This is a genomic window from Serratia myotis (assembly GCF_027474885.1).
GTDB lineage: Bacteria > Pseudomonadota > Gammaproteobacteria > Enterobacterales > Enterobacteriaceae > Serratia > Serratia proteamaculans.
This window is the reverse complement of the sequence record NZ_CP099707.1, coordinates 5,406,209-5,427,910: the sequence shown is the minus strand read 5'-3', so window position 1 is coordinate 5,427,910 and position 21,702 is coordinate 5,406,209. Positions and strand designations below refer to the sequence as shown.

The following is a 21,702-nucleotide window of genomic DNA, read 5'->3' as shown; positions in this document are numbered from 1 at the left end:
CTCGGTGCAGAGAGGGCCAATCCCAAATCAAGGCAGTTGTTGTTCCAGCGTTTGTCCTGCTTTGCTGGTGGCCTGCAATTGGCCCTGCAATGAAGCCTTGAATGGCCCATCGCTGTTCAGCAAGCCTTTCAACTGTAATTGCAGGTTACCGTCACCTTCCAGTGGAACCGGTTGCCATCCCCATTGTTGCAGGGTGTTCACCGGTACCGAACGCCCATTCAGCGACAGCGTAAAAGGCTTGCCCGGCAGTTGCTCGACGGTGGCTTTGGCTTCCAGCAATCCCTGCGGCATAAAGGCGCTGAGCTCGGTGACGTTGATCTGCCCGTCATTAGCGTTCAGCGCCAACGATGGGCGGCGAACGTCTATCTTGTTGAAGGTGGCTTCGCTGCCGTTGAGATTCAGCGTGCCGGACCAGATACCCCACTGGTGATCGCGCGCCAGTAACAGGTTGCTGCCGTAACCGTCCAGCGCGGTGACCTGGAACGGGAAAGCCGGGTTGATGTCGATGATCAGATTGCGGTTGGTGGTCAGCTTGTTGACGTAGACCTCTGCCAGCCAGTGCGGCAGCGTTTGTAGCCACAACCCGCGCCAGTTACTCGGCAAGGTGTATTCCAACGCGGCGACCGCCACCTCATCCAGTTGCAGGCGATTATTAGCGCGCAGCCAGTTGCCGGAGGTACGCAATAGGCCACCTTCCCAGCGGGTGGTGAACTGCTGAATAGCGATACCCGCTGGTGAGAGACGCATATTCATGATCGGATCAATCAGGTGGAAACCGCCATTGATCAGATCGCTGGCGTTGAAGTTCAGCGAACCGTCCGGACTACTCCAGTCGCCCTGCTGGAAGGTGACGTTTTGCAGCGACAGGTCGAGATCGTTGAACGCCCACTCTTTACCTTCCAGCCGGGCATCGATCAGATCAAAACGTTTAAGCGTGATCGGCGGCAGGGCGGTAAAGCGCTGCCAGAATTGTTCCAGCGTCAGTGGCGTCTGCATGCGCACACCACTCAGCCGCAGGCGTTCTACCTGCCAGCTGCCGTCAGCGGCGCGGGTGGCTACGCCAGTCAAATCACCTTGCGCCAGATCGGCGCCGAAGTTGCTGAGCAGCAACTGGTTTTGCTTAAGCTCGCCCTGTACCAATACCTGTGAGGCTGGGATGCCGTTCAGCGTCATGGAACCGGCGCTGAACTGGAACTGATTATTTTCACCCAAGGGATGACCGGCGTTGGGCTGCCATGGCGTAATACCGGCATTGACCTGTTGGGCATCCAGCTGCCAGGTTTCATCATTGGATTGCAGCGCCATATTGCTCAGTTGCAGCACATTGGCCTGTATCGGCAATACCGAATTCTGCTGTGGGAGCTTAAGCGTCCCCTCGCGTAGCGTGACGCTATGGAAATAACGTGGTTCGGTGATTTGGCGCAGGCTGAGCCCGAGGTCTACCTGTTTGGCTATCAGCGATGGCGGCTGATTTTTTGTTGCCAACCGAACGTCTTCCAGGCTGATTTGGCTCGGTTGGTCCCACGAGTGCGAGATCTTCGCCACCGACAGCTGGTATTCGCTGTTATCGCTGACCCAGCGGCTGATCCAGCCGGCTGCCCAACGGGTTTGCCCAATGACGTACAACAGCGCAATGGCAAGTACTACCAGCAGCAGCAACGTCAGCAACAGTTTCCCGATAAATTTCATCGTCTACATCCGCATCGGTCAAAAAAGATACCCTGTTTATGCCGTAATTGGCTGGGCATCTCAAGTGCAATGGTCTGATAGGCAATAAAAAACGGCCGCAAGCGACCGTTTAACCGTCAGTGTGGCTGATTACGGCTTTTCGTGTTCGTGCGGGAACACCAGATTCAGCACGATGGCGGTGATCCCCCCGGCCGCAATGCCTGAGGAGAGCAGGGTTTTCAGCCAGTCCGGCGCGAACTGCAGGATCAGCGGTTGCTGGGAAACGCCCATGCCCACCGCCAGCGACAGCGCCATGATCATGATCGCCCGGCGGTTCAGTCGTTCGCGCGACACGATACGCACACCGGATGCGGCGATGGTGCCGAACATCACCAAGGTTGCGCCGCCCAATACCGGCTCAGGAATGTGTTGCACGAATCCGGCTACCGCCGGGAACAACCCCAACAGGATCAGCATCAGTGCCACCACGAAACCGACATAACGGCTGGCAACGCCGGTCAGCTGGATCACCCCATTGTTCTGACCAAAGCAGGAGTTGGGGAAGGTGTTGAACACCGCTGACAGCATTGAGTTCAGACCGTTGGCCAGCACGCCGCCCTTCAGGCGCTTCATATACAGCGGGCCGCTGACCGGCTGTTCCGACACGTCCGAGGTGGCGGTGATATCGCCAATGGTTTCCAGTGAGGTGACCATAAAGATCAGCATCAGGGGTAACAGCAGGTTCCAGTCAAAGCCCAGACCGTAATACAGCGGCGTTGGGATGATGATCGCTGCCGTCTCGGGAACCGGTTGGCTTGATGGCAGCATGTCCATGGCCCAGGCCAGCAGATAACCGACCGCCATGGCAATCACCAGAGAGGCGACGCGCAGGTACGGGTTGCGCTGACGGTTTAGCAAGATAATCACCAATAATACCGCACCGGCCAGCAGCAGGTTTTTGGGGGCACCGAAGCTACCCCCGTTCATCGCGGCATAGCCACCGCCGATGGAAGTCAGCCCGACCTGGATCAGCGATAAACCGATAATCATCACCACGATGCCGGAAACCAGCGGGGTGATAATACGTCGTGCCAGGTGCAGCACGCGTGATAGCAAGATCTCGGTGCAGGAGGCGACCATCAGTGTGCCAAACAGCGCTGCCATCATGGTTGGCACGTCGGCCCCGCCGTTTTTCAGCGCCAGCCCACCCATAATCAGCGGTGCAACAAAGTTAAAACTGGTGCCCTGAATTGACAGCAGACCGGAACCGACCGGCCCCCAGGTTTTAATTTGCAGGATAGAGGCCAGACCGGAGGCAAACAGCGACATGCTGATGATGTGTTGAGTATCCTGTGCCGGTAAACCTAACGCCTGACAGATCAACAGAGCCGGGGTGATCACTGCAACAAACATTGCCAACAGGTGCTGACTAGCGGCAAACAGCGTCTGAGGCAGTGGTGGGCGGTCTTCCAGGCGATAAATCAGTTCACTGTTGCGGGCAGGGGAGGATGCTTTTTGCGCAGCATCGAGCTCGGCGGATGGCATGGTCATGGTGTGGCATTTCCAGAAACGGCAAAGCAGGCATTTTAATGATTTGCCTCACAAAAGCAAACGGTTGCGCGTTAATGTTTTGTTAGTGTTATCGCCGGTTATGTCGCATTTTTATTCATTTTTTCTTGTGTTATCAGCGTTTTTTCCTTCTAATCCTGCACTCATCAAGTTTTAAAAACTAAGCGGTTTTCTATAACTTATTATTTCTTAATTGGATCTTTCCCCTTACATGGAGTACCTGGATGTTTCATCTTGATACTTATGGCACGTTAGTCGCGGCAACATTGGTTTTGCTCCTTGGGGGCAAATGCGTTACCAGCATTCCCCTGTTGAGAAAATACACTATCCCCGCACCTGTCGCCGGTGGCTTACTGGTGGCACTCCTGTTGTTAGCCCTGAAAAAGCTGGTTAACTGGGAAATCAGCTTCGATATGTCGCTGAAGGACCCATTGATGCTGGCTTTCTTCGCCACCATCGGTCTGAATGCCAACCTGGCGCGCTTGCGTGCGGGCGGCAAGGCATTAATGGTGTTCCTGTTTGTGGTGCTGGGCCTGCTGCTGGTGCAGAACGCCATCGGCATCGGCATGGCGAAAATGCTGGGTCTGGATCCGCTAATGGGTCTGATCGCCGGCTCCATTACGCTGTCCGGCGGCCACGGCACCGGGGCGGCCTGGAGCAAGCTGTTTATCGAGCGCTACGGGTTTGAAAATGCCACGGAAGTGGCGATGGCCTGTGCCACCTTCGGACTGGTACTGGGTGGCCTGATTGGCGGGCCGGTGGCACGATACCTGGTGAAGCACTCTTCCACGCCGGAAGGCACACCGGACGACAGTGTCCAGCCAAGCGGTTTTGAAAAGCCGGAAAGCGGCCGTTTGATCACCTCGCTGGTCATGGTTGAAACCATTGCCATGATCGCCATCTGTTTGAGCCTGGGTCAGTTGATCTCGGGCTTGCTGAGTGGCACGGTGTTTGAATTGCCAAACTTCGTCTGCGTGCTGTTTGTCGGCGTGATCCTCAGCAACACCCTGGCTTTCACCGGCTTTTATACCGTGTTTGAACGTGCGGTATCGGTGCTGGGCAACGTCAGCCTGTCGCTGTTCCTGGCCATGGCGCTGATGAGCCTGCGGTTGTGGGAGCTGGCTTCGCTGGCCTTGCCGATGTTGGCGATCCTGGCGGTGCAAACGCTGGTGATGGCGCTGTACGCCATTTTCGTCACCTACCGGGTGATGGGCAAAAATTACGATGCAGCGGTACTGGCCGCGGGCCACTGTGGCTTCGGTATGGGCGCGACGCCAACGGCGATCGCCAATATGCAGGCGATTACCGATCGCTTCGGCCCATCACACCTGGCGTTTCTGGTGGTGCCAATGGTCGGGGCGTTCTTTATTGATATTGCCAACGCGATTGTGATTAAGCTGTATCTGCTGCTGCCGATATTCCCGGTTATTGGCTGATTAACGGGTCGTAATAAACGAAAAGGGCGCCGATTGGCGCCCTTTTCTATGGTCGGGGGATTAGGCGTTGGAGTAACGCGCTTTTTCCGGTAACCAGCGTTCAATCAAGGCTCGGGCATGTTCCGGATACTGCTGATGGATATGGCGGGCGACGCGTTGCACTTCCGGGATCATCGCCTGATCGCGCAGTAAATCAGCCACTTTGAACTCTGCACTGCCGGTTTGACGTGTGCCCAGCAACTCACCGGGGCCGCGGATCTCAAGATCTTGCTGCGCAATAACGAAGCCGTCATTGCTGTCACGCAGCACCTGCAGGCGCTTTTGTGCCGTTTTGCTCAGCGGCGTTTTGTACAACAAAACACAGTGTGACGCGACAGCACCACGACCCACGCGGCCGCGTAGCTGATGCAGCTGCGCCAGCCCCAACCGTTCCGGGTTTTCGATGATCATCAGGCTGGCATTCGGTACGTCGACACCGACTTCGATCACCGTCGTTGCCACCAACAGCTGCAGTTCGCCTTGTTTAAAGGCCTGCATCACCGCCTGTTTCTCTTGCGCTTTCATTCGGCCATGTATCAGCGCGACTTTCAGTTCCGGCAACGCGACTTTCAGCTCTTCCCAGGTGGCTTCTGCCGCTTGGGCTTCAAGCACTTCAGACTCCTCAATCAGCGTACAAACCCAATACGCCTGTCGGCCTTCTTCGATGCAGGCGTTTTTCACTCGCTGAATAATATCGGCACGGCGGGTATCGGGAATGGCGACGGTAGTGACTGGCGTTCTGCCTGGGGGCAGTTCGTCGATCACCGAAGTGTCGAGATCGGCATAGGCGGTCATCGCCAGCGTGCGTGGGATGGGCGTGGCGGTCATGATCAACTGATGGGCATGGAAGCCTTGCTCCTCACCCTTCTCCCACAGAGCCAGCCGCTGGTGTACGCCAAAACGGTGTTGTTCGTCGATGATCACCAGCGCCAGGCCGGAGAACTGCACCTGTTCCTGGAAGATGGCGTGCGTACCGACCACCATCGACACCTGCCCACTGGCAATCGCCTCTTGCTGCGCGATACGCGCTTTACCTTTTTGCTTGCCGGCCAGCCAGCCGACTTGCAGCCCCAGCGGTTCAAACCACTGGCGGAAATTGTTGGCGTGCTGTTCGGCCAGCAGCTCCGTTGGCGCCATCAGCGCCACCTGCTTGCCGTGAGCGATAGCGCGCAACGCGGCTAGCGCAGCCACCAGCGTTTTGCCGGAGCCGACGTCGCCCTGGACCAGCCGCATCATCGGGAAGCCTTTTTGCATATCGGCTTCGATATCGGCCACCACGCGATCTTGCGCCCCGGTTGGTGAAAACGGCAACTGGGCGAGGAATTGCTTTTTAAGCCGGTCATCCGGCATCAGCGGCAGCGCCTGATAGCTCTGGGCACCGGCTCGTACCGCCAGCATGCTGAGGTTATGTGCCAGCAGCTCTTCCAGGATCAGACGTTTTTGCGCCGGGTGTTTACCCAGTTCCAAATCCGCTAACTGGATATCCGGCGGTGGGCGATGCAGGGTATGCAACGCCTGTGGCAGGCTCATTAACCCACCGCTCAGTTCTGGCGGCAGCAGTTCGGCAATGGAGCAGGTATCCAACAGCTCCAGCGCTTGATCGGTCAGCTTGCGCAGCGTGGCCTGCCGAATGCCTTCGGTGGTGGGGTAGACCGGCGTCAGTGACTCTTGCAGCTCAACCTCACTGCTTTCTCCCTGAATGCGGTATTCCGGGTGAATAATTTCTGCGCCGTGATTACCACGTTTGACTTCACCATAAGCGGTGACACGACGGCCGGTGGCCAGGCTGTTCTTCATCGCCGCATTGAAGTTGAAGAAGCGCATGGTGAGCAGGCCGGTACCGTCACTGATCTGACAGGTCAGCATGCGTCGACGGCCAAAGCTGATGTCTGTGCGCAGTACTTCGCCTTCCACGGTGGCAAAAATGCCCGCTTGCAGATCGTTTATTGGATAGAGGCGGGTGCGGTCTTCATAGCGCAGCGGCAGGTGCAGCAGCAAATCCTGAATGGTTTCCAGGCCAATTTTGGCCAGTTTACCCGCCTGGCTGGCGCCAACCCCGGAAAGTGTGGTGAGTGGGACAGCATCCAGCAGGCGGCCTTTCATTTACGTACCGTCGCTTGCATGGTTGCCCACCATTCGGCATCGGCGACCACCTGGCCCTGCTCATCAATGTGTGGGCGCGGCAGCCTTTTACGCTTGGCCACGTTGGCCAGTACCGGATAGCCACCTTCAAACAGCAGACGTTGCTGCTCTTCCTGATTGAGCATGCTGTGCTCACGGCGATACATACCGGCGTTTTGCCGCTGGCGTTGCGCTTCGTACAAAATCAATGCTGAGGCGACCGACACGTTCAGCGACTGCACCATACCGATCATCGGAATGATGATGTCTTGGTCGGCAAGCCGCAGGGCCTCTTCGGTGATGCCGGTTTTTTCCTGACCCAGCAGCACGCAGGTCGGGCGGGTGTAATCCACTTCGCGGAAGTCGACTGCACGGGCTGACAGGTTAGTCGCCAGAATTTGCATACCCTGATCTTTCAGATGGGTCACGGCGTCGACAATGGTGGGATGGGTTTTGACATTCACCCAGCTGTTGCTGCCGGCCGCGGAAGAAACCAGGGTGCGCATGCGCGGGGTTGGCCACACGGCATGCACCTGATGCACGCCGACGGCGTCGGCGGTGCGGATAATGGCGGAGACGTTATGCGGTTTGTGCACCTGTTCCAGGCAGACCGTTAAATCCGGCTGCCGGGTAGCCAGCATTTCACAAATCCGCGCATAGCGTTCAGGGCTCATAAGCGCTAATTTCGGTTACGGTTAACTTTAATGACATCCGGCATGATACGGATTTTACGCATAATATTTGCCAGATGGATGCGATCGCGGGTGGTCAAGCGGATAAAGGCGCTATAAACCCGGCCGTCTTTTTCTTCGGTATTCAGGCTTTGGATATTGGACTCAGCCGCATTGATAGCCGCCGTCAGGTTGGCCAACGCCCCCTGATGGTTAAACATGTCCACTTTGATCTCGGCAATGAATTCCTGCTCGATGTCTTTATCCCACTCTACCGCCATGAATTTCTCAGGCTCTTTCTGGTAGCCGCGGATATTCCGGCAGGACTCATGGTGGATCACCAGGCCTTTGCCTGGACTGACGTGAGCGATGATCGGGTCACCTGGAATAGGTCGGCAGCATTTGGCGAAGGTGATCAGTACGCCGTCTGCGCCCTTGATCGCCAGGTTACGCACCCCGGAGGACGTGCCCAGATTGGACTGGTCACCCTGCAGGTTTTTCGCTACCACCACGCTCATGGCATTGCCCAAGCCGATTTCAGCCAGCAAATCATCCAGCGTTGCCAGCTTCATGCGATCCAACTCGTGCTGGATATTTTCCGGTGGGATCTCTGCCAGTTTGCGGCTGCCGCCCAACGCATGATTCAACAAGCGACGGCCGAGGCTGACCGAATCATCGCGTTTGAGGTTCTTCAGCATCTGGCGAATTTTGGCGCGCGCTTTTGAGCTGACGACAAAGTTCAGCCAGGCGGCGTTGGGTCGTGCGCCCGGAGCAGTGATAATTTCGACCGTTTGGCCGCTACTCAGTGACTGCGACAGCGGGTACGGCTGACGATCGACCCGCGCACCAACGCAGGCGTGGCCGATATCGGTGTGTACCGCGTAGGCGAAGTCGACCGGCGTTGCGCCCGCAGGCAATTCGACAATGCGGCCTTCCGGGGTGAAAACGTAAATCTCATCCGGGAACAGATCGGATTTTACGCTCTCGATAAATTCAAACGAACTGCCGGCGCTTTGTTGCAGCTCCAGCAAGCTTTGCATCCAGCGCTGAGCGCGGATTTGTGCGGTGGTGCCGGTTTCGCCCTGTTCTTTTTCTTTATAAGCCCAGTGCGCGGCGACCCCCATTTCGGCCATCTGATCCATATCTTCGGTACGGATCTGCACCTCAACCGGTACGCCGTGTGGGCCGATCAATGAAGTGTGCAGCGATTGATAGCCGTTGGCCTTGGGAATGGCGATATAGTCTTTGACCCTGCCCGGACGCGGTTTGTACAGGCTGTGAGCCTGACCCAGTACGCGGTAGCAGGTGTCGACTTCCTTCACGATCACCCGGAACGCGTAGATATCCATAATTGAATGGAAACGCTGTTCTTTCAGGTGCATCTTGAGGTAGATGGAATACAGATGTTTTTCCCGCCCGCTGACGCGGCAGGGTATGCCGGCCTCGGTCAGTCGCCCTTCGATCTCAGCGAGAATCTTCTGGATCATCTCTTTACGGTTACCGCGTGCGGCTTTCACCACTTCTTTGATTACGCGATAACGGTTCGGGTACAACGCTTCAAAACCCAGCTCTTCCAGCTCGGTTTTCAGGTGGTGAATACCCAGACGATGGGCCAGAGGGCTGTAGATTTCCAGGGTTTCACGCGCAATACGCCGCCGTTTATCAGGGCGAAGCGAACCGAGGGTGCGCATGTTGTGCGTACGGTCGGCCAGCTTGATCAACACGACGCGGATATCCTGCACCATCGCCATGATCATCTTGCGGAAGTTTTCCGCCTGCGCTTCTTTTTTATCCTGGAACTTCAGCTTGTCGAGCTTGGATACGCCTTCAACCAATTCGGCAACGCTTTTGCCGAACAGTTGTTCCATATCCTGATAGGTGGCCGGGGTGTCTTCGATGACGTCGTGCAGCAATGCTGCCATCAGCGTCTCATGGTCGAGACGCATTTCCGCCAGAATGCAGGCCACGGCAACCGGGTGAGTAATGTAGGGCTCACCGCTGGAGCGTGTCTGTCCCTCGTGAGCATCACGTGCAACGAGGTATGCCTGTTTGAGGCGCTTAATCTGCTCCTCAGGCAGGTAACGTTGAATCAGCAGATTCAGGCTTTCAAACAGGTACAAAGGCAGACTCGCAGTCTAATTAACGACGACCTTCAGCAATGGCGGTAACCGCTTGAATCTCTGCGGCTTCCTGCTCTTGCTGCTCCTGACGATCACGAACATCGAGGATCTGGCTGGTGATCAGGCCTTCTTCGATTTCGCGCAGCGCGATAACGGTGTACTTGTCGTTTTCTTCCGGAACAAGTGCATCTTTACCGCCAGTCTGGATTTGACGTGCCCGACGAGCAGCGACCAACACCAGGTCAAAACGGTTACCAATTTTCTCTACAGCGTCTTGAACAGTTACGCGTGCCATATTTGTGCTACTCCACAGGTGACGAAAAGACTGGGCATAATACTGAAACTGTCTTCAGTCTGCCAATAGTTTGCTGATTAAAGCGTCATGCCGCAGTAATTGGCGGCCTAAACGCAGGCGCTCGGCGCGAATAATGGTTTTCAGATCGGACAGAGCCAAGTCGAAATCATCATTCACAATTAAATAATCATACTCCGCGTAGTGCGCCATTTCCGCCACGGCTTGCGCCATGCGTTTAGCGATCACTTCATCAGAGTCTTGCCCGCGGCCACGCAGGCGACGATCAAGTTCTTCCTTCGACGGCGGCAAAATAAAGATGCTGCGTGCCTGGGGCATTTTTGCGCGAATCTGCTGCGCGCCCTGCCAGTCGATATCCAGGAAAACGTCTACACCGGTCGACAGCACCTGCTCAATGGCGGCGCGTGAGGTCCCGTAATAGTTGCCGAACACTTCGGCGTGCTCAAGAAAGGCATCCTGCTCAATCATTCGGCAGAATTCATCTTTTGAGACGAAGAAGTAATGATCGCCATGCTGTTCACCCGGGCGGCTGTCGCGCGTGGTGTGCGAAACCGAAACCTGCGTGTCGTACAGCGGTTGCGTCTTTAACAAAGCCTGAATCAGACTTGATTTCCCTGCGCCACTGGGGGCAGAGACAATATAAAGTGTGCCTTGAGCCATGATGATGTTCGTTGGTAGCGGTTGATATGCCAATAACAGCGGATGTGTATTTTCTCCGCACAGTATACACGGCTAACGAGCCGGATGCAGCGTTAGCTCGCATTTTGCCCGCCGCTTTATGCTGAAAAAACCTCAAACAGACGAGTTTGCGCAGCTTATCGCTAAATTTTGGCGTTTTTCTGCAACGCGCTCTGCCCTTCTCGAGCTGCTTTGCAGAACGACTGATTGGCCATTGCCGCGTCTCCAATTCCCGGATTTACTGCCGGTTATCAGGGAGGTGCACAATGCGTAAAGGTGTGATGGGGATCGGGATGATCCTGCTGGGCTGTTTGGTGTTTAGTGGGCCACTGTGGGCGGAGTCTTGCCCGGCATGGCGGCCGGAGCGGTTGCAACTGGAGATAACCACGTTAAAAAACCAGCTTGAGCGCTGGGATGTGGCTTATTACCAACAGGGAAACAGTTTGGTTGAAGATGAAGTGTACGACAGCCTGCGCAAAAAACTGCAGCTGTGGCTAGCTTGCGCCGGGCTGGCATCGGCAGAGGAGCCTGTGCCGCTTTTACCTGCGGGCAAGTTGTCGCACCCGGTTGCGCATACCGGATTACGCAAGTTGCCCGATCCTGCCGCAGTGGCCCAATGGTTGCACGGCCGCAGTGACCTTTGGGTTCAGCCAAAGGTGGACGGCGTAGCCATTACGCTGGTTTATCGTGACGGAGTCTTGGTGTCGGCGATCAGCCGGGGGGACGGGCTGAAGGGGGAAAACTGGCTGGAAAAGGTGCGTGCCATACCGGCGGTGCCCACTGACATCAAGGATGCGCCGCAGATGCTGACCCTGCAAGGTGAGCTGTTTCTGATGGTGAACGGTCATCAACAAAAACGCAGTGGTGGCATCAATGCCCGGGCTAAGGTTGCCGGTGCGTTGATGAAAAAGAAGCCTTCACCGGTACTGCAGCAGATTGGCCTGTTTGTCTGGGCATGGCCGGACGGTCCGCAAGCGATGCCGCAGCGTTTACACCAGCTTGCTGCTATGGGGTTCCCTTTGACCCTGGCTTATTCGCAACCGGTGAAATCATTGGTGCAAGTGCAGCAATGGCGAGATCACTGGTACCAGGCTGCTTTACCTTTCGTCACCGATGGCGTGGTGATCCATCAGGCGCGTTCACCGCAGGGAAGGTACTGGCAAGCGAAGCCCGGTGATTGGGCCGTTGCCTGGAAGTATCCTCCGGCGCAGCAGGTTGCGCAGGTCAATGGCGTCGAATTCAATGTGGGGCGAACCGGAAAAATTGCCGTGGTGCTGCGCCTTGAACCTGTCAGGTTGGACGACAAATGGGTGACTCGGGTTAACCTCGGCTCACTACCCCGTTGGCGGCAATGGGCGGTTGTGCCTGGAGATCAGGTGGTAATCAGCCTGATGGGACATGGCATTCCGCATCTTAATAAGGTGGTCTGGCGGATAAAAGAGAGGTCGATGCCCAGTGCGCCATCCGCAGAACATTATCACCCGTTGAGTTGCTTTAGTTGGCGGCCAGGTTGCCGTCAGCAATTTCTTGCCCGGCTGGTATGGCTGGGTGGCCGACAGGGGTTAAATCTGCACGGGGTCAACGAATCTACCTGGCAGGCACTCATCGATCAGGGGCTGGTCCGGCATCTGTTGGATTGGTTGGTGTTGACGCCGGAACAGTTGATGTCTGCCCCTGGTATTGGCAGTAAGCGAGGGCAGAGCATTTACCGGCAGTTTCAACTGGCGCGACAGCAGCCTTTTGCCCGCTGGTTAATCGCCTTAGGCGCGCCGCTGTCCCCGCAGCAAGCGGTGACGTTGAAAAGCTGGCATCAGGTCCAGCAATTGCCCGCCGAAGCATGGCGGACGATGGCCGGTATTGGAACCAAAAGGGCGCGGCAGATTGCCGATTTTCTCCAGCACCCGCCATTGCTGGCATTGGTCAGCACGTTGGTATCCCAGGAAATAATCGGTTTTGCTGTTGGTAGCGTTACTCCGTCGGTTTCTCCATAAGCGCGTTTACCTTTTTCGTCAGGTTGTCGGCGATGGGTAAGGTATGACGCAGAAAAATAAAAACGATACCGGCTGAAATCGCCGTTATTATAGCCAGAATATTCAGCAGGTTATGAAATGCGGCTTCGTAGCTATTTCTCAACGCTGCAGTATCGAGATTCAGCAGCGTTGAAGCTTGCTGTAGGTCACCCATTGCCAGTCGATGGGCTCCCTCAGCCGCGTTGGTCAACGGGGTAGCCGGCAGATGCTGTTCAACCAATGTGGTCAATAATGCGCCCACCACAGCAAGTGCAATGCCTTCGCCCGCTACGCGCACGGTGCTAAAAATACCGGTAGCCATGCCTGCGCGATCTTTCGGCACCACGCTGACCGCCAGTCCATCCATTAACCCCCAAGGCAGGCTGATGCCGCAGCCAATGGTCAATAGCGGCAGCAGAAGCCGTAGGAGCGGCTGCCCCGGTGCATATTGCGCCAGCCATAGCAGGCCGAAGGCGCAGATCAGCAGGCCCAGGCTGGAAATGGCACCGGCGGAAAACCGGTGCGCCATCATGCCGGCCAACACCGGCAGTACCAGCATTGGTGCTGAAAGCGCGAACATCATGATACCCGCCTCCAGGGTGCCGTGACCTTCGATGCCAATAAAGCGCAGCGGGAGTAAAACCAGCAGCACCACGTAGGAATAGGCCGGGGCCGCGGCCAGAAATTGTACGCCTACAAAACGTGGATAGCGGAATAAAGACAAATCGAGCATCGGCCTGTGCCGACGATTTTCTATCAGGATAAAGGCAACCATAGAAAGCAACGCGCCGCTGAACAGGGCGACGACCTCGTGGCTACCCCACCCGCTATCGGGGGCCTGCAGTACGGCATAGGTCAGCAACGTCAGGGCTAGCGTAAAAGTGGCTGCGCCGGGCCAGTCGAGTTTGGCTGCTACAGGATCGCGCGACTCACGCATATAGCGTATGCCTGCGAACAGGGCGATGGCGCTGAGGAGCGACACACTGATAAAAATCGAGTGCCAGCCAAAATGTTGAACCAGAAATCCGGCCAGCAGCGGACCACATGCCAGACCGATACCAAAGGCAGTACCCAGCAGGCTGAAGGCTTTAGCGCGTTCTCTGCCATCGAAGACTTGGGCCAGGCCTGCGGTTCCTCCTGCAAGTGTCGCAGCAGCGGCGACCCCCTGCAGCGCACGTATTAGGTCAAAAGAGATGATGTCACGCACCATCAGCATAGTTAGTGAGCTTAGGGTCAGCACAGCCAGGCCACTGATGAACACGCGTTTACGGCCAAAGCGATCGGCAAGCGCACCGGCAATCATCAGGCTACAGCCAAAGGTCAGCATGAAGGCGTTGGTGACCCAACTGAGGGCGACAACACTGCCCCCCATGCTGGCGGCGATAGCGGGTAAAGAGACTGCCGGGCCAGTGAAGTTAACCGGTATGATCAACCCGGCCAGGCAGACGGAGAACAGGGTAATCCAGCGCGGTGGATGAACTGGGGATTCTGGAAACGGGCCCGGAAGAGGGTGAGGATTGTTCATGATGAGCTCCAGCGAAAGTATTGTCGGCTGGTATGGATGATAAAGAGGATTTAATTGGCTAAAAATGGGGCTATATTCCACTCTTTGAGGACAATAACGCTCTAATTGGAGGGCCTATGGACAGCCTCAGCGGATTATTGGCTTTTGTGCGCGCTGCCGAGCTACACAGTTTTGTCGCCGCAGGTGAACGTCTTGGCATATCGGCTTCCGCAATTGGAAAAAGCATTGCCAGGCTGGAGGAGTCATTGGGTGTCAGGCTGTTTAACCGCAGTACCCGGCGTATCAATCTAACCGAGGAGGGCTCATTATTTTTTGAACGTTGCCAACGTATCGTCAGCGAAATTGAGAATGCCGAAGCCGAAATGGCAAGGATCTCGGATGCGCCGCGTGGCAAGCTGCGTGTAAGCATGCCGGCGATTGGCTATCGAATGTTGGTCCCACTACTTGCTGACTTCAATGCGCTTTATCCTGAGGTTGAGCTGGATGTGGATTTTAATGACCGAATGATAGATCTGATCGCCGAAGGTATTGACGTGGCAGTGCGCAGCGGTGAGCTGGCTGATTCCCGGCTGATGGCCCGGCGATTGGGGCCATTCCGCTTGATACTGGCGGGGGCACCGGGATATTTCCAGCGTCGGGGCATACCACAGGTCCCGGAAGATTTGCTCAGACATGCCTGTTTGCGCTACCGCTACCCAGGCGGCCAGCAATTGCAGGAGTGGACGTTGTTTACGGATGGAGAGCCGGTTTCGTTTCGAATACCAGTGACGTTAACTTGCAACAGCATTGAAGCGCTGATCCACGCCTCCCAAGAAGGGTTGGGTATCACCTACCTGCCTGATTTTACGCTGTGTCAGGCGGTTAACACCGGGCGTTTGGTGGCGGTGTTGGATCAGCATACGCAGGAACAGGGATTTTTCTCTGCCCTGTGGCCGTCAAGCCGCCATATGCTGCCAAAGGTGAGGGTTTTTGTAGACTATCTGGCGCAGCATATGCTGCCTCTCCGATAACCTTTTGCTAATGATCCGGATGCTGGTAATTAAATACCGGTAGACCAAGACGAAAGCGCAGGGCGAGTAAGCGGGCACTGAGGCCAACGACCAGTGTGATGATCACCACCAGATTATGCGGCAGGCTGAAGTGTTGCAGGCCGATGTACAACCAGGCGGCGGCAAAGGAAATACCGGCATAGATTTCTTTCTGAAATACCAGCGGGATACGGTTGCAGAGCATATCGCGCAGTACGCCACCGAACACGCCGGTGATCACGGCGGCAATCGCGGCGATGATGGCGCCGTGCCCCATATCCAGTGCGACTTGCGCGCCGATGATTGAAAATACAATCAGGCCAACGGCATCCAACACCAGGAACAGGCGACGCAGGTGACGCATCAAGGGTGCCAGCCAGGTAGTGACAATCGCAGCAATGGCGACGATAACGATATATTCAGGATGTTTGACCCACCCCAGTGGAAAATGCCCGAGCAGCATATCGCGCACCGAGCCGCCGCCGATGGCGGTAGCCGAAGCGATAATAATTACGCCAAACATATCCATCTGGCGACGGCCGGCGGCCAGTGCGCCGGTCATGGCTTCGGCAGTGATGCCGATGATATAAAGAACGCTCAGTAACATAAGGTATTCACAGGGTGGGCGGGAATAAGTGTAATGGTGGAAGGGTAATCGTCGACGGGGTTCATCGCTACTGAGTTTTTCTAACGGGTGATGTTTCGGATTACTTTAATTAATCCATTGATGGATGGTTTTACTGGTTTATTGCCTTTTCTAACCTTTTGTTGCTAACAGCAGCATTAGAAATTTAGTGTTAGTTTCTATGGCTGACTATATTTATTGCATTCGGTCCGAGGCTACGCGTCGACGGCGGATACGGGTATTCACTAAGGAACATAAAGATAATGAAAAACACCTACCTGCTGGCGACGGCTGTAACAGCGGCCTTACTGTTGAGCGGTTGCGTTGCTCCAGTTCCGAACACCGTACAGCAAAAGTCAGCGGCTTGCTCAGTAGGCGATCCCATGACGCAAACAACGCTTTATTTTGGCCTGAATCGCCCTGTAGGGCCGGTGATCAGCGCAGCAGAGTGGCAGAGTTTCGTTGATCGGCAAGTGACGCCGCGCTTTAAAGATGGGCTGTCGGTATTTGATGCCAAAGGGCAGTGGCTGGGTAACGACGGCAAGCTGGCGCGTGAGAACAGCAAGGCACTGATGCTGATCCATGCGCCGGGCAAGGAAAGTGAAACCAATATTGAGGCGCTGCGCAGCAGCTATAAGCAACAGTTTGCGCAGGATTCCGTGATGCGTGTAGATGCGCCGGTGTGTGTCGCGTTCTGATGAAATCCCGGCCCGCAGGCCGGGGCTAGGGATTTGGCTTACAGAACCAACCCGGCGATGGCCGCCGAAAGCAGGCTGACCAGCGTTGAGCCGTAGACCAGTTTCAGGCCAAAACGAGAAACCACATTACCCTGTCGCTCGTTAAGCCCTTTGATTGCCCCGGCAACGATACCGATAGAGGCAAAGTTGGCGAAGGAAACCAGGAATACTGACAGGATACCCAAGCCGCGTGGCGTTAGCTCCGCAGCAATTTTCTTCAGTTCGATCATCGCCACAAATTCATTGGCTACCAGCTTGGTCGCCATGATGCTGCCTGCCCGCAGCGCATCCGGCGCCGGGATGCCGATCAGCCAGGCCAACGGATAGAATACATAGCCCAGGATCTGTTGGAAGCTGATACCGAACACCGCTGAGAACAGGGCGTTTACCGCAGAAATCAGCGCAATAAAGCCAATCAGCATGGCAGCGATAATCATCGCGATTTTGAAGCCCGCCAAAATATACTCGCCCAGCATTTCAAAGAAACTCTGATCTTCATGCAGCTTACTCAGCTTCAATTCAGGCTCATCGTCCAACTGATAAGGGTTGATGATCGACAAAATGATAAAGGTACTGAACATATTGAGGATCAGCGCTGCAACCACGTATTGCGCATCGATCATCGACATATAGGCGCCAACGATGGACATGGATACTGTTGACATGGCAGTAGCCGCCATGGTGTACATGCGGCGTGGCGAGATATCGCCAATGATGCCCTTATAAGCGATAAAGTTTTCTGATTGTCCGAGCACCAGCGTGCTGACGGCGTTGAAAGACTCCAGCTTGCCCATGCCGTTAACTTTGGACAGCAGAGTGCCAACCACACGGATAATCAGCGGTAAAATGCGGAAATGTTGCAAAATGCCGATTAGCGCAGAAATAAAGATAATCGGGCACAAAACCCCCAGGAAGATAAACGCCAACCCGTCTTTGCTCATGCCACCAAACACAAAGTCGGAACCTTGCGCGGCGTATGTCAGCAGCGTTTCAAAGAAACCGGCGACGTGTCTGATGACGCTAAGGCCACTTTCTGAATGCAGGAAGAAATAGGCGAGGGCACCTTCGATGACCAGAAGCTGAATAATGTAGCGCAGGCGGATTTTCTTGCGGTCATTGCTGACTAACAGGGCCAGGGCGATGATCACCACCAGGGCAAAAATAAATTGCAGAATTTGCGGCATAAAGGGTCCGTACAGCTTGCGGGCATGAAAAAACACATTTAGCCACAGCTTGGCCATCCTTTCATTACCTTAGGTGATAATTGGAATAAAATACTTTCAGTCAGCGAGATAAGTTACCCATTGCCACCCGTGCCTGCTGGGTCGCAGTTTTTCATAAACCCACGCCATTCAATTTCCGACGCGTTTTTTGAGTTGTGGCGCGCAAAGCTTCGCCTCTTCAATGTTTGTTGCCTAAAGGCCTGTAACCCAGTGCTCAGAATGTCCCACGGGTTGCGCTAATAGATTGGTTTATTAAGGATTAACCATGAAAATAGCCTGACATTTTGTCGCAGAAATTCAGCGAAATTTTTTCTCAGGATGAGGAGACCAATGATGAACACCAGCACCTTATTGCGGGCTTTGGCGAATGGCGTGAATCCCGATACCGGCGAGTTATTGAAACCCACTTCAATGGCCAGTTCACCAGAAGCGATACGTCTTTTGTTCGCCCTGGCCGAGGAGTTTCAGAGCGAATCTGAACGCCAGAAAAAGACCAAGCTAACGCCGGAGGAACGGCGACAGAAGAATATTTTTGAGGGGCGGCCGGCAAAATCTTATTTCCCCTGGGATGAAGAAGAGAAACAGCGATTGCAAGAAAGCCACGCCGCGGGCATGACGCTGGAGGTGATGAGCAGTGAATTTGAACGCTCGACCTGGGGAATTGCCGTGCAGCTGCAGAAAATGGGGCTGATTACCGAAGAGCAGGCGGCTGGTTTACCCAGAGCATAGTCGTAAAAAAGCCCGCTGACGCGGGCTTAAGCGAATGAAGAACATATCACTCGATGTTCTGGATCTGCTCACGCATCTGCTCGATCAACACTTTCAGCTCGATGGCGGAAGTGGTGACGTCGGCATTGATGGACTTGGATGCCAGGGTATTAGATTCGCGGTTGAACTCCTGCATCATAAAGTCGAGGCGACGGCCCACGGCTTCTTTCTTCTTCAGGATGTTGTGCGTTTCTTTTACGTGGGCTTCCAGACGGTCCAACTCTTCGGCGACGTCAATACGCTGCGCCATCAACACCAGTTCCTGTTCCAAACGGGTGTTTTCCAGTTGTACCTGAGCTTCTTCCAGCTTGCTGACCAGACGCTCACGCTGCCATTGCAGAATGTTTGGCATCTGGGCACGTACCTTGATCACTTCGGCGCTAACGCCGTCCAGACGCTGTTCAATCAGCGCTTTCAGTGCGGTACCTTCGCTTTCGCGAGCAATGATGAAGTCATCCAATGCCCCGTCCAGCGCCTGCATTAGCTGTGCGCTGATAGCGTCCAGATCCTGCTCCTGGGCAGACATCACCCCTGGCCAACGCAGTACGTCGATAGGATCAATTTCCCCTTCGTCGCTTTGCATTTTTACCCAGTTGGCGGCTTCGACCAGCTGCTTGGCCAGCTTTTCGTTCAGGATCATTGAGCTTTGCGCGCTCGGATCCAGTTCGAAACGCAGGTTGCACTCCACTTTGCCGCGGGTCAGGCGGCCACGAATACGTTCGCGGATCACCGGTTCCAGGCTGCGGAATTGCTCTGGCAGGCGGATGTAGGTTTCTAGATAGCGTTGGTTCACGGAACGCAGCTCCCAAGCTGCGCTGCCCCACTCACCCTTGATTTCACGCCGGGCGTAGGCTGTCATGCTGCGGATCATTGATGCGTACCCGTAATAGGAAAAGATGAGGCGATTATAGCGTTGGAGATGCGGGCAGGATAGGCATTACGTCACGAAGCCCGTATAATGCGCAGCCAATCGTTGATTAGAAGCCGGAGAGAGCCCATGCGTCCTGCAGGCAGAGCACCACAACAAGTTCGCCCACTGACACTGACCCGTCACTATACCAAACACGCGGAAGGCTCCGTGCTGGTTGAGTTTGGCGATACCAAAGTTTTGTGCACCGCCACGGTAGAAGAGGGCGTTCCGCGCTTCCTGAAAGGTCAGGGCCAGGGTTGGATCACCGCTGAATACGGCATGTTGCCGCGTTCTACCCACAGCCGTAACGCCCGCGAAGCCGCAAAAGGCAAGCAGGGTGGCCGCACGTTGGAAATCCAGCGCCTGATCGCCCGTTCGCTGCGTGCAGCGGTAGATCTGAAAAAACTCGGTGAGTTCACCATCACGCTCGACTGCGACGTCTTGCAGGCCGATGGTGGCACCCGTACCGCGTCCATTTCCGGTGCCTGTGTTGCGCTGGCCGATGCGTTGAATGCGCTGGTGGCCAACGGCAAGCTGAAAGCCAACCCGATGAAAGGCCTGGTCGCCGCAGTTTCTGTTGGTATCGTTAACGGCGAAGCGCTGTGCGATTTGGAGTATGTCGAAGACTCCGCAGCAGAAACCGATATGAACGTGGTGATGATGGAAGATGGCCGCATGATCGAGGTGCAGGGCACCGCCGAGGGCGAGCCGTTCAGCCACGAGGAGTTATTGGCGCTGTTGGCGCTGGCTCGAGGGGGTATCGATACCATCTTCCAGGCGCAGAAAGCGGCGCTGGCAGACTAATTATTAAGGCGACTCAAGGGTCGCCTTTTTTACGCTCGGCGATCGGGCGGCAGTATTAACAGATCTAACCGACCAGACGAGGAGAAGCAGCAATGAAAGCCTATCAGCGCCAGTTTATCGAGTTCGCGCTTAACAAGCAGGTATTGAAATTCGGCGAGTTCACCCTGAAATCCGGCCGCACCAGCCCGTATTTCTTTAATGCCGGCCTGTTTAATACCGGGCGTGATCTCGCGCTGTTAGGGCGTTTCTATGCCGAAGCGCTGGTGGATTCCGGTATCGAATTCGACCTGCTGTTTGGCCCAGCCTACAAAGGGATCCCGATCGCGACCACCACGGCCGTCGCGTTGGCAGAGCACCATGAGCGCGATGTGCCGTACTGCTTTAACCGTAAAGAAGCCAAGACCCATGGTGAGGGGGGCACGCTGGTAGGCAGCCCGCTGCAAGGCCGAGTGATGTTGGTGGACGACGTTATCACTGCAGGTACAGCGATCCGTGAATCAATGGAAATCATTGGCGCTGGCGGCGCGCGGCTTGCCGGGGTGCTGATTTCCCTCGATCGTCAGGAGCGCGGCCGTGCGGATATTTCGGCCATTCAGGAAGTTGAGCGTGACTATCACTGCAAGGTGATTTCCATCGTGACGCTGAAGGATTTGATTGTTTATCTGGAAGAGAAACCGGAAATGGCGGATCACCTGGCGGCGGTTCGCGCTTATCGCGAGCAGTACGGGGTTTAACGCGGGATTTACTATGCCGGGCGCACCAAAACGCACCCGGCATAGGGTTTATTGCAGCTGTGCCGCCAACAGTGGCCAGCGGCCATCAAATTCTTGCGTTGGGCGGTAGCGGAATTCGGAGCGTACGTAGCGTGACAGCATGCCTTCACAGAACGCCAGTAACTGGCTGGCCAGCAGCGTTTCATCCACGATAAAGCCTTTTCCTTCCCGCAGTTTGCGTTCTTTCAACACCTGACGCAGTTGCGCCTCGATGCGTTCAAACAGCTGGTTGATTCGCCCCTGCAGTCGATCTTGCTCAAACATTAATGCATGGCCGGTCATGATACGCGTCAGGCCCGGGTTGCGTTCGGCAAACCCCAGCACCAGTAACAGAATCAATCGCAGGCGGTTAAATGTCTCTTTCTCATCCTGCAGGATTAGGTTGATGCGCGTGATCAGGCTGTCTTCAATAAACTCGATCAGGCTGTCGAACATCCGTGTCTTGCTGGGAAAGTGCCGGTACAGTGCAGCTTCGGAGACTCCGACGTTAGCGGCAAGTTTAGCGGTGGTAATACGCTGGCTGCCGTCGCTGGATTCCAGCATCTGAGCTAATGCCTGCAGTATTTCCTCGCGCCGGTTCCTTTTGATTTTTTCTTTTTCTGCCATGTCTGATTAGACCCTTGCTAAAACTGCTTAGACTTTCGAAAACCCGGGCACCGGCCGCTGCAGAGATATCTCTGTGCGG

General features: G+C 55.5%; 19 protein-coding genes. 7 read left to right on the top strand and 12 right to left on the bottom strand.

The window, feature by feature from the left end; translation table 11 throughout:
* Window positions 1–27: 27 nt before the first annotated feature.
* Complete coding sequence (locus tag NHG65_RS25500) at window positions 28–1,689, bottom strand: AsmA family protein (RefSeq protein ID WP_099063930.1); 1,662 nt, start codon at window positions 1,687–1,689, stop codon at window positions 28–30.
* Between the two features lie 129 nt (window positions 1,690–1,818).
* The gene (locus NHG65_RS25495; RefSeq protein WP_099063929.1) at window positions 1,819–3,219 is read right to left on the bottom strand and encodes a nucleobase:cation symporter-2 family protein; all 1,401 of its coding nucleotides are present in this window, start codon (window positions 3,217–3,219) and stop codon (window positions 1,819–1,821) included.
* 242 nt (window positions 3,220–3,461) lie between these two features.
* On the opposite strand from NHG65_RS25495, the gene gltS reads away from it, so the two are divergent.
* Window positions 3,462–4,673: a sodium/glutamate symporter gene (gene gltS, locus NHG65_RS25490; RefSeq protein WP_099063928.1), complete on the top strand. Its 1,212-nt coding sequence runs from the start codon at window positions 3,462–3,464 to the stop codon at window positions 4,671–4,673.
* 60 nt (window positions 4,674–4,733) lie between these two features.
* Here the strand turns inward: gltS and recG are convergent, their stop codons facing one another.
* Genes recG through gmk form a run of 5 tightly spaced genes read right to left on the bottom strand, consistent with a single transcriptional unit; the run spans window position 4,734 to window position 10,597 of the window.
* Window positions 4,734–6,815, bottom strand: a complete 2,082-nt coding sequence (gene recG / locus NHG65_RS25485) for an ATP-dependent DNA helicase RecG (protein WP_499182797.1) — start codon at window positions 6,813–6,815, stop codon at window positions 4,734–4,736.
* Window positions 6,812–7,507: a tRNA (guanosine(18)-2'-O)-methyltransferase TrmH gene (trmH, locus tag NHG65_RS25480; protein ID WP_413508661.1), complete on the bottom strand. Its 696-nt coding sequence runs from the start codon at window positions 7,505–7,507 to the stop codon at window positions 6,812–6,814. The genes recG and trmH overlap by 4 nt, the downstream gene beginning before the upstream one ends.
* Window positions 7,508–7,512: 5 nt before the next feature.
* Window positions 7,513–9,624 (bottom strand): bifunctional GTP diphosphokinase/guanosine-3',5'-bis pyrophosphate 3'-pyrophosphohydrolase, encoded by a 2,112-nt coding sequence (spoT, locus tag NHG65_RS25475; protein ID WP_085120071.1) that lies wholly within the window; start codon window positions 9,622–9,624, stop codon window positions 7,513–7,515.
* A 19-nt stretch (window positions 9,625–9,643) separates the two neighbouring features.
* Entirely contained in the window at window positions 9,644–9,919 is a 276-nt protein-coding gene (rpoZ, locus tag NHG65_RS25470; protein ID WP_004953385.1) for a DNA-directed RNA polymerase subunit omega, read from the bottom strand.
* A 54-nt stretch (window positions 9,920–9,973) separates the two neighbouring features.
* Window positions 9,974–10,597, bottom strand: a complete 624-nt coding sequence (gene gmk / locus NHG65_RS25465; RefSeq protein ID WP_099063925.1) for a guanylate kinase — start codon at window positions 10,595–10,597, stop codon at window positions 9,974–9,976.
* A gap of 284 nt (window positions 10,598–10,881) precedes the next feature.
* Here gmk and ligB point away from each other — a divergent pair, with 284 nt between their 5' ends.
* Complete coding sequence (gene ligB / locus NHG65_RS25460; RefSeq protein ID WP_499182796.1) at window positions 10,882–12,606, top strand: NAD-dependent DNA ligase LigB; 1,725 nt, start codon at window positions 10,882–10,884, stop codon at window positions 12,604–12,606.
* Here the strand turns inward: ligB and NHG65_RS25455 are convergent.
* Complete coding sequence (locus tag NHG65_RS25455; protein ID WP_499182795.1) at window positions 12,584–14,149, bottom strand: MFS transporter; 1,566 nt, start codon at window positions 14,147–14,149, stop codon at window positions 12,584–12,586. The genes ligB and NHG65_RS25455 overlap by 23 nt on opposite strands.
* Window positions 14,150–14,265: 116 nt before the next feature.
* Here NHG65_RS25455 and NHG65_RS25450 point away from each other — a divergent pair, with 116 nt between their 5' ends.
* Entirely contained in the window at window positions 14,266–15,159 is an 894-nt protein-coding gene (locus NHG65_RS25450) for a LysR family transcriptional regulator (RefSeq protein WP_085120067.1), read from the top strand.
* Window positions 15,160–15,166: 7 nt separating this feature from the next.
* Here NHG65_RS25450 and NHG65_RS25445 read toward each other — a convergent pair whose 3' ends face one another.
* The gene (locus NHG65_RS25445) at window positions 15,167–15,784 is read right to left on the bottom strand and encodes a trimeric intracellular cation channel family protein (RefSeq protein WP_085120066.1); all 618 of its coding nucleotides are present in this window, start codon (window positions 15,782–15,784) and stop codon (window positions 15,167–15,169) included.
* Window positions 15,785–16,065: 281 nt separating this feature from the next.
* On the opposite strand from NHG65_RS25445, the gene NHG65_RS25440 reads away from it, so the two are divergent.
* Window positions 16,066–16,500 carry a DUF3574 domain-containing protein gene (locus NHG65_RS25440; protein WP_219017260.1) on the top strand — a complete coding sequence of 145 codons (435 nt, stop codon included), beginning with the start codon at window positions 16,066–16,068 and terminating at the stop codon, window positions 16,498–16,500.
* Window positions 16,501–16,538: 38 nt separating this feature from the next.
* Here the strand turns inward: NHG65_RS25440 and NHG65_RS25435 are convergent, their stop codons facing one another.
* Window positions 16,539–17,723, bottom strand: a complete 1,185-nt coding sequence (locus NHG65_RS25435; protein WP_112349295.1) for a NupC/NupG family nucleoside CNT transporter — start codon at window positions 17,721–17,723, stop codon at window positions 16,539–16,541.
* Between the two features lie 372 nt (window positions 17,724–18,095).
* On the opposite strand from NHG65_RS25435, the gene NHG65_RS25430 reads away from it, so the two are divergent.
* Complete coding sequence (locus tag NHG65_RS25430; protein WP_198404450.1) at window positions 18,096–18,491, top strand: hypothetical protein; 396 nt, start codon at window positions 18,096–18,098, stop codon at window positions 18,489–18,491.
* A gap of 46 nt (window positions 18,492–18,537) precedes the next feature.
* Here NHG65_RS25430 and NHG65_RS25425 read toward each other — a convergent pair whose 3' ends face one another.
* Complete coding sequence (locus NHG65_RS25425; protein ID WP_099063912.1) at window positions 18,538–19,401, bottom strand: YicC/YloC family endoribonuclease; 864 nt, start codon at window positions 19,399–19,401, stop codon at window positions 18,538–18,540.
* 126 nt (window positions 19,402–19,527) lie between these two features.
* Here NHG65_RS25425 and rph point away from each other — a divergent pair, with 126 nt between their 5' ends.
* On the top strand, window positions 19,528–20,244 hold the full coding sequence (rph, locus tag NHG65_RS25420; protein ID WP_099063911.1) for a ribonuclease PH: 717 nt from the start codon (window positions 19,528–19,530) through the stop codon (window positions 20,242–20,244).
* Between the two features lie 92 nt (window positions 20,245–20,336).
* Entirely contained in the window at window positions 20,337–20,978 is a 642-nt protein-coding gene (pyrE, locus tag NHG65_RS25415; RefSeq protein WP_085120062.1) for an orotate phosphoribosyltransferase, read from the top strand.
* Between the two features lie 48 nt (window positions 20,979–21,026).
* Here pyrE and slmA read toward each other — a convergent pair whose 3' ends face one another.
* Window positions 21,027–21,623 (bottom strand): nucleoid occlusion factor SlmA, encoded by a 597-nt coding sequence (gene slmA, locus NHG65_RS25410; RefSeq protein ID WP_012147516.1) that lies wholly within the window; start codon window positions 21,621–21,623, stop codon window positions 21,027–21,029.
* Between the last annotated feature and the right edge of the window lie 79 nt (window positions 21,624–21,702).

What these genes read in the sequence shown, in the direction of transcription:
- NHG65_RS25435 (WP_112349295.1), bottom strand. Translation starts at nt 17,723, where the DNA reads ATGCCGCAAATTCTGCAATTTATTTTTGCCCTGGTGGTGATCATCGCC.
- NHG65_RS25445 (WP_085120066.1), bottom strand. Translation starts at nt 15,784, where the DNA reads ATGTTACTGAGCGTTCTTTATATCATCGGCATCACTGCCGAAGCCATG.
- NHG65_RS25500 (WP_099063930.1), bottom strand. Translation starts at nt 1,689, where the DNA reads ATGAAATTTATCGGGAAACTGTTGCTGACGTTGCTGCTGCTGGTAGTA.
- trmH (WP_413508661.1), bottom strand. Translation starts at nt 7,507, where the DNA reads ATGAGCCCTGAACGCTATGCGCGGATTTGTGAAATGCTGGCTACCCGG.
- recG (WP_499182797.1), bottom strand. Translation starts at nt 6,815, where the DNA reads ATGAAAGGCCGCCTGCTGGATGCTGTCCCACTCACCACACTTTCCGGG.
- NHG65_RS25430 (WP_198404450.1), top strand. Translation starts at nt 18,096, where the DNA reads ATGAACACCAGCACCTTATTGCGGGCTTTGGCGAATGGCGTGAATCCC.
- rpoZ (WP_004953385.1), bottom strand. Translation starts at nt 9,919, where the DNA reads ATGGCACGCGTAACTGTTCAAGACGCTGTAGAGAAAATTGGTAACCGT.
- pyrE (WP_085120062.1), top strand. Translation starts at nt 20,337, where the DNA reads ATGAAAGCCTATCAGCGCCAGTTTATCGAGTTCGCGCTTAACAAGCAG.
- gmk (WP_099063925.1), bottom strand. Translation starts at nt 10,597, where the DNA reads ATGGCTCAAGGCACACTTTATATTGTCTCTGCCCCCAGTGGCGCAGGG.
- rph (WP_099063911.1), top strand. Translation starts at nt 19,528, where the DNA reads ATGCGTCCTGCAGGCAGAGCACCACAACAAGTTCGCCCACTGACACTG.
- NHG65_RS25455 (WP_499182795.1), bottom strand. Translation starts at nt 14,149, where the DNA reads ATGAACAATCCTCACCCTCTTCCGGGCCCGTTTCCAGAATCCCCAGTT.
- NHG65_RS25450 (WP_085120067.1), top strand. Translation starts at nt 14,266, where the DNA reads ATGGACAGCCTCAGCGGATTATTGGCTTTTGTGCGCGCTGCCGAGCTA.
- gltS (WP_099063928.1), top strand. Translation starts at nt 3,462, where the DNA reads ATGTTTCATCTTGATACTTATGGCACGTTAGTCGCGGCAACATTGGTT.
- slmA (WP_012147516.1), bottom strand. Translation starts at nt 21,623, where the DNA reads ATGGCAGAAAAAGAAAAAATCAAAAGGAACCGGCGCGAGGAAATACTG.
- ligB (WP_499182796.1), top strand. Translation starts at nt 10,882, where the DNA reads ATGCGTAAAGGTGTGATGGGGATCGGGATGATCCTGCTGGGCTGTTTG.
- NHG65_RS25495 (WP_099063929.1), bottom strand. Translation starts at nt 3,219, where the DNA reads ATGACCATGCCATCCGCCGAGCTCGATGCTGCGCAAAAAGCATCCTCC.
- NHG65_RS25425 (WP_099063912.1), bottom strand. Translation starts at nt 19,401, where the DNA reads ATGATCCGCAGCATGACAGCCTACGCCCGGCGTGAAATCAAGGGTGAG.
- NHG65_RS25440 (WP_219017260.1), top strand. Translation starts at nt 16,066, where the DNA reads ATGAAAAACACCTACCTGCTGGCGACGGCTGTAACAGCGGCCTTACTG.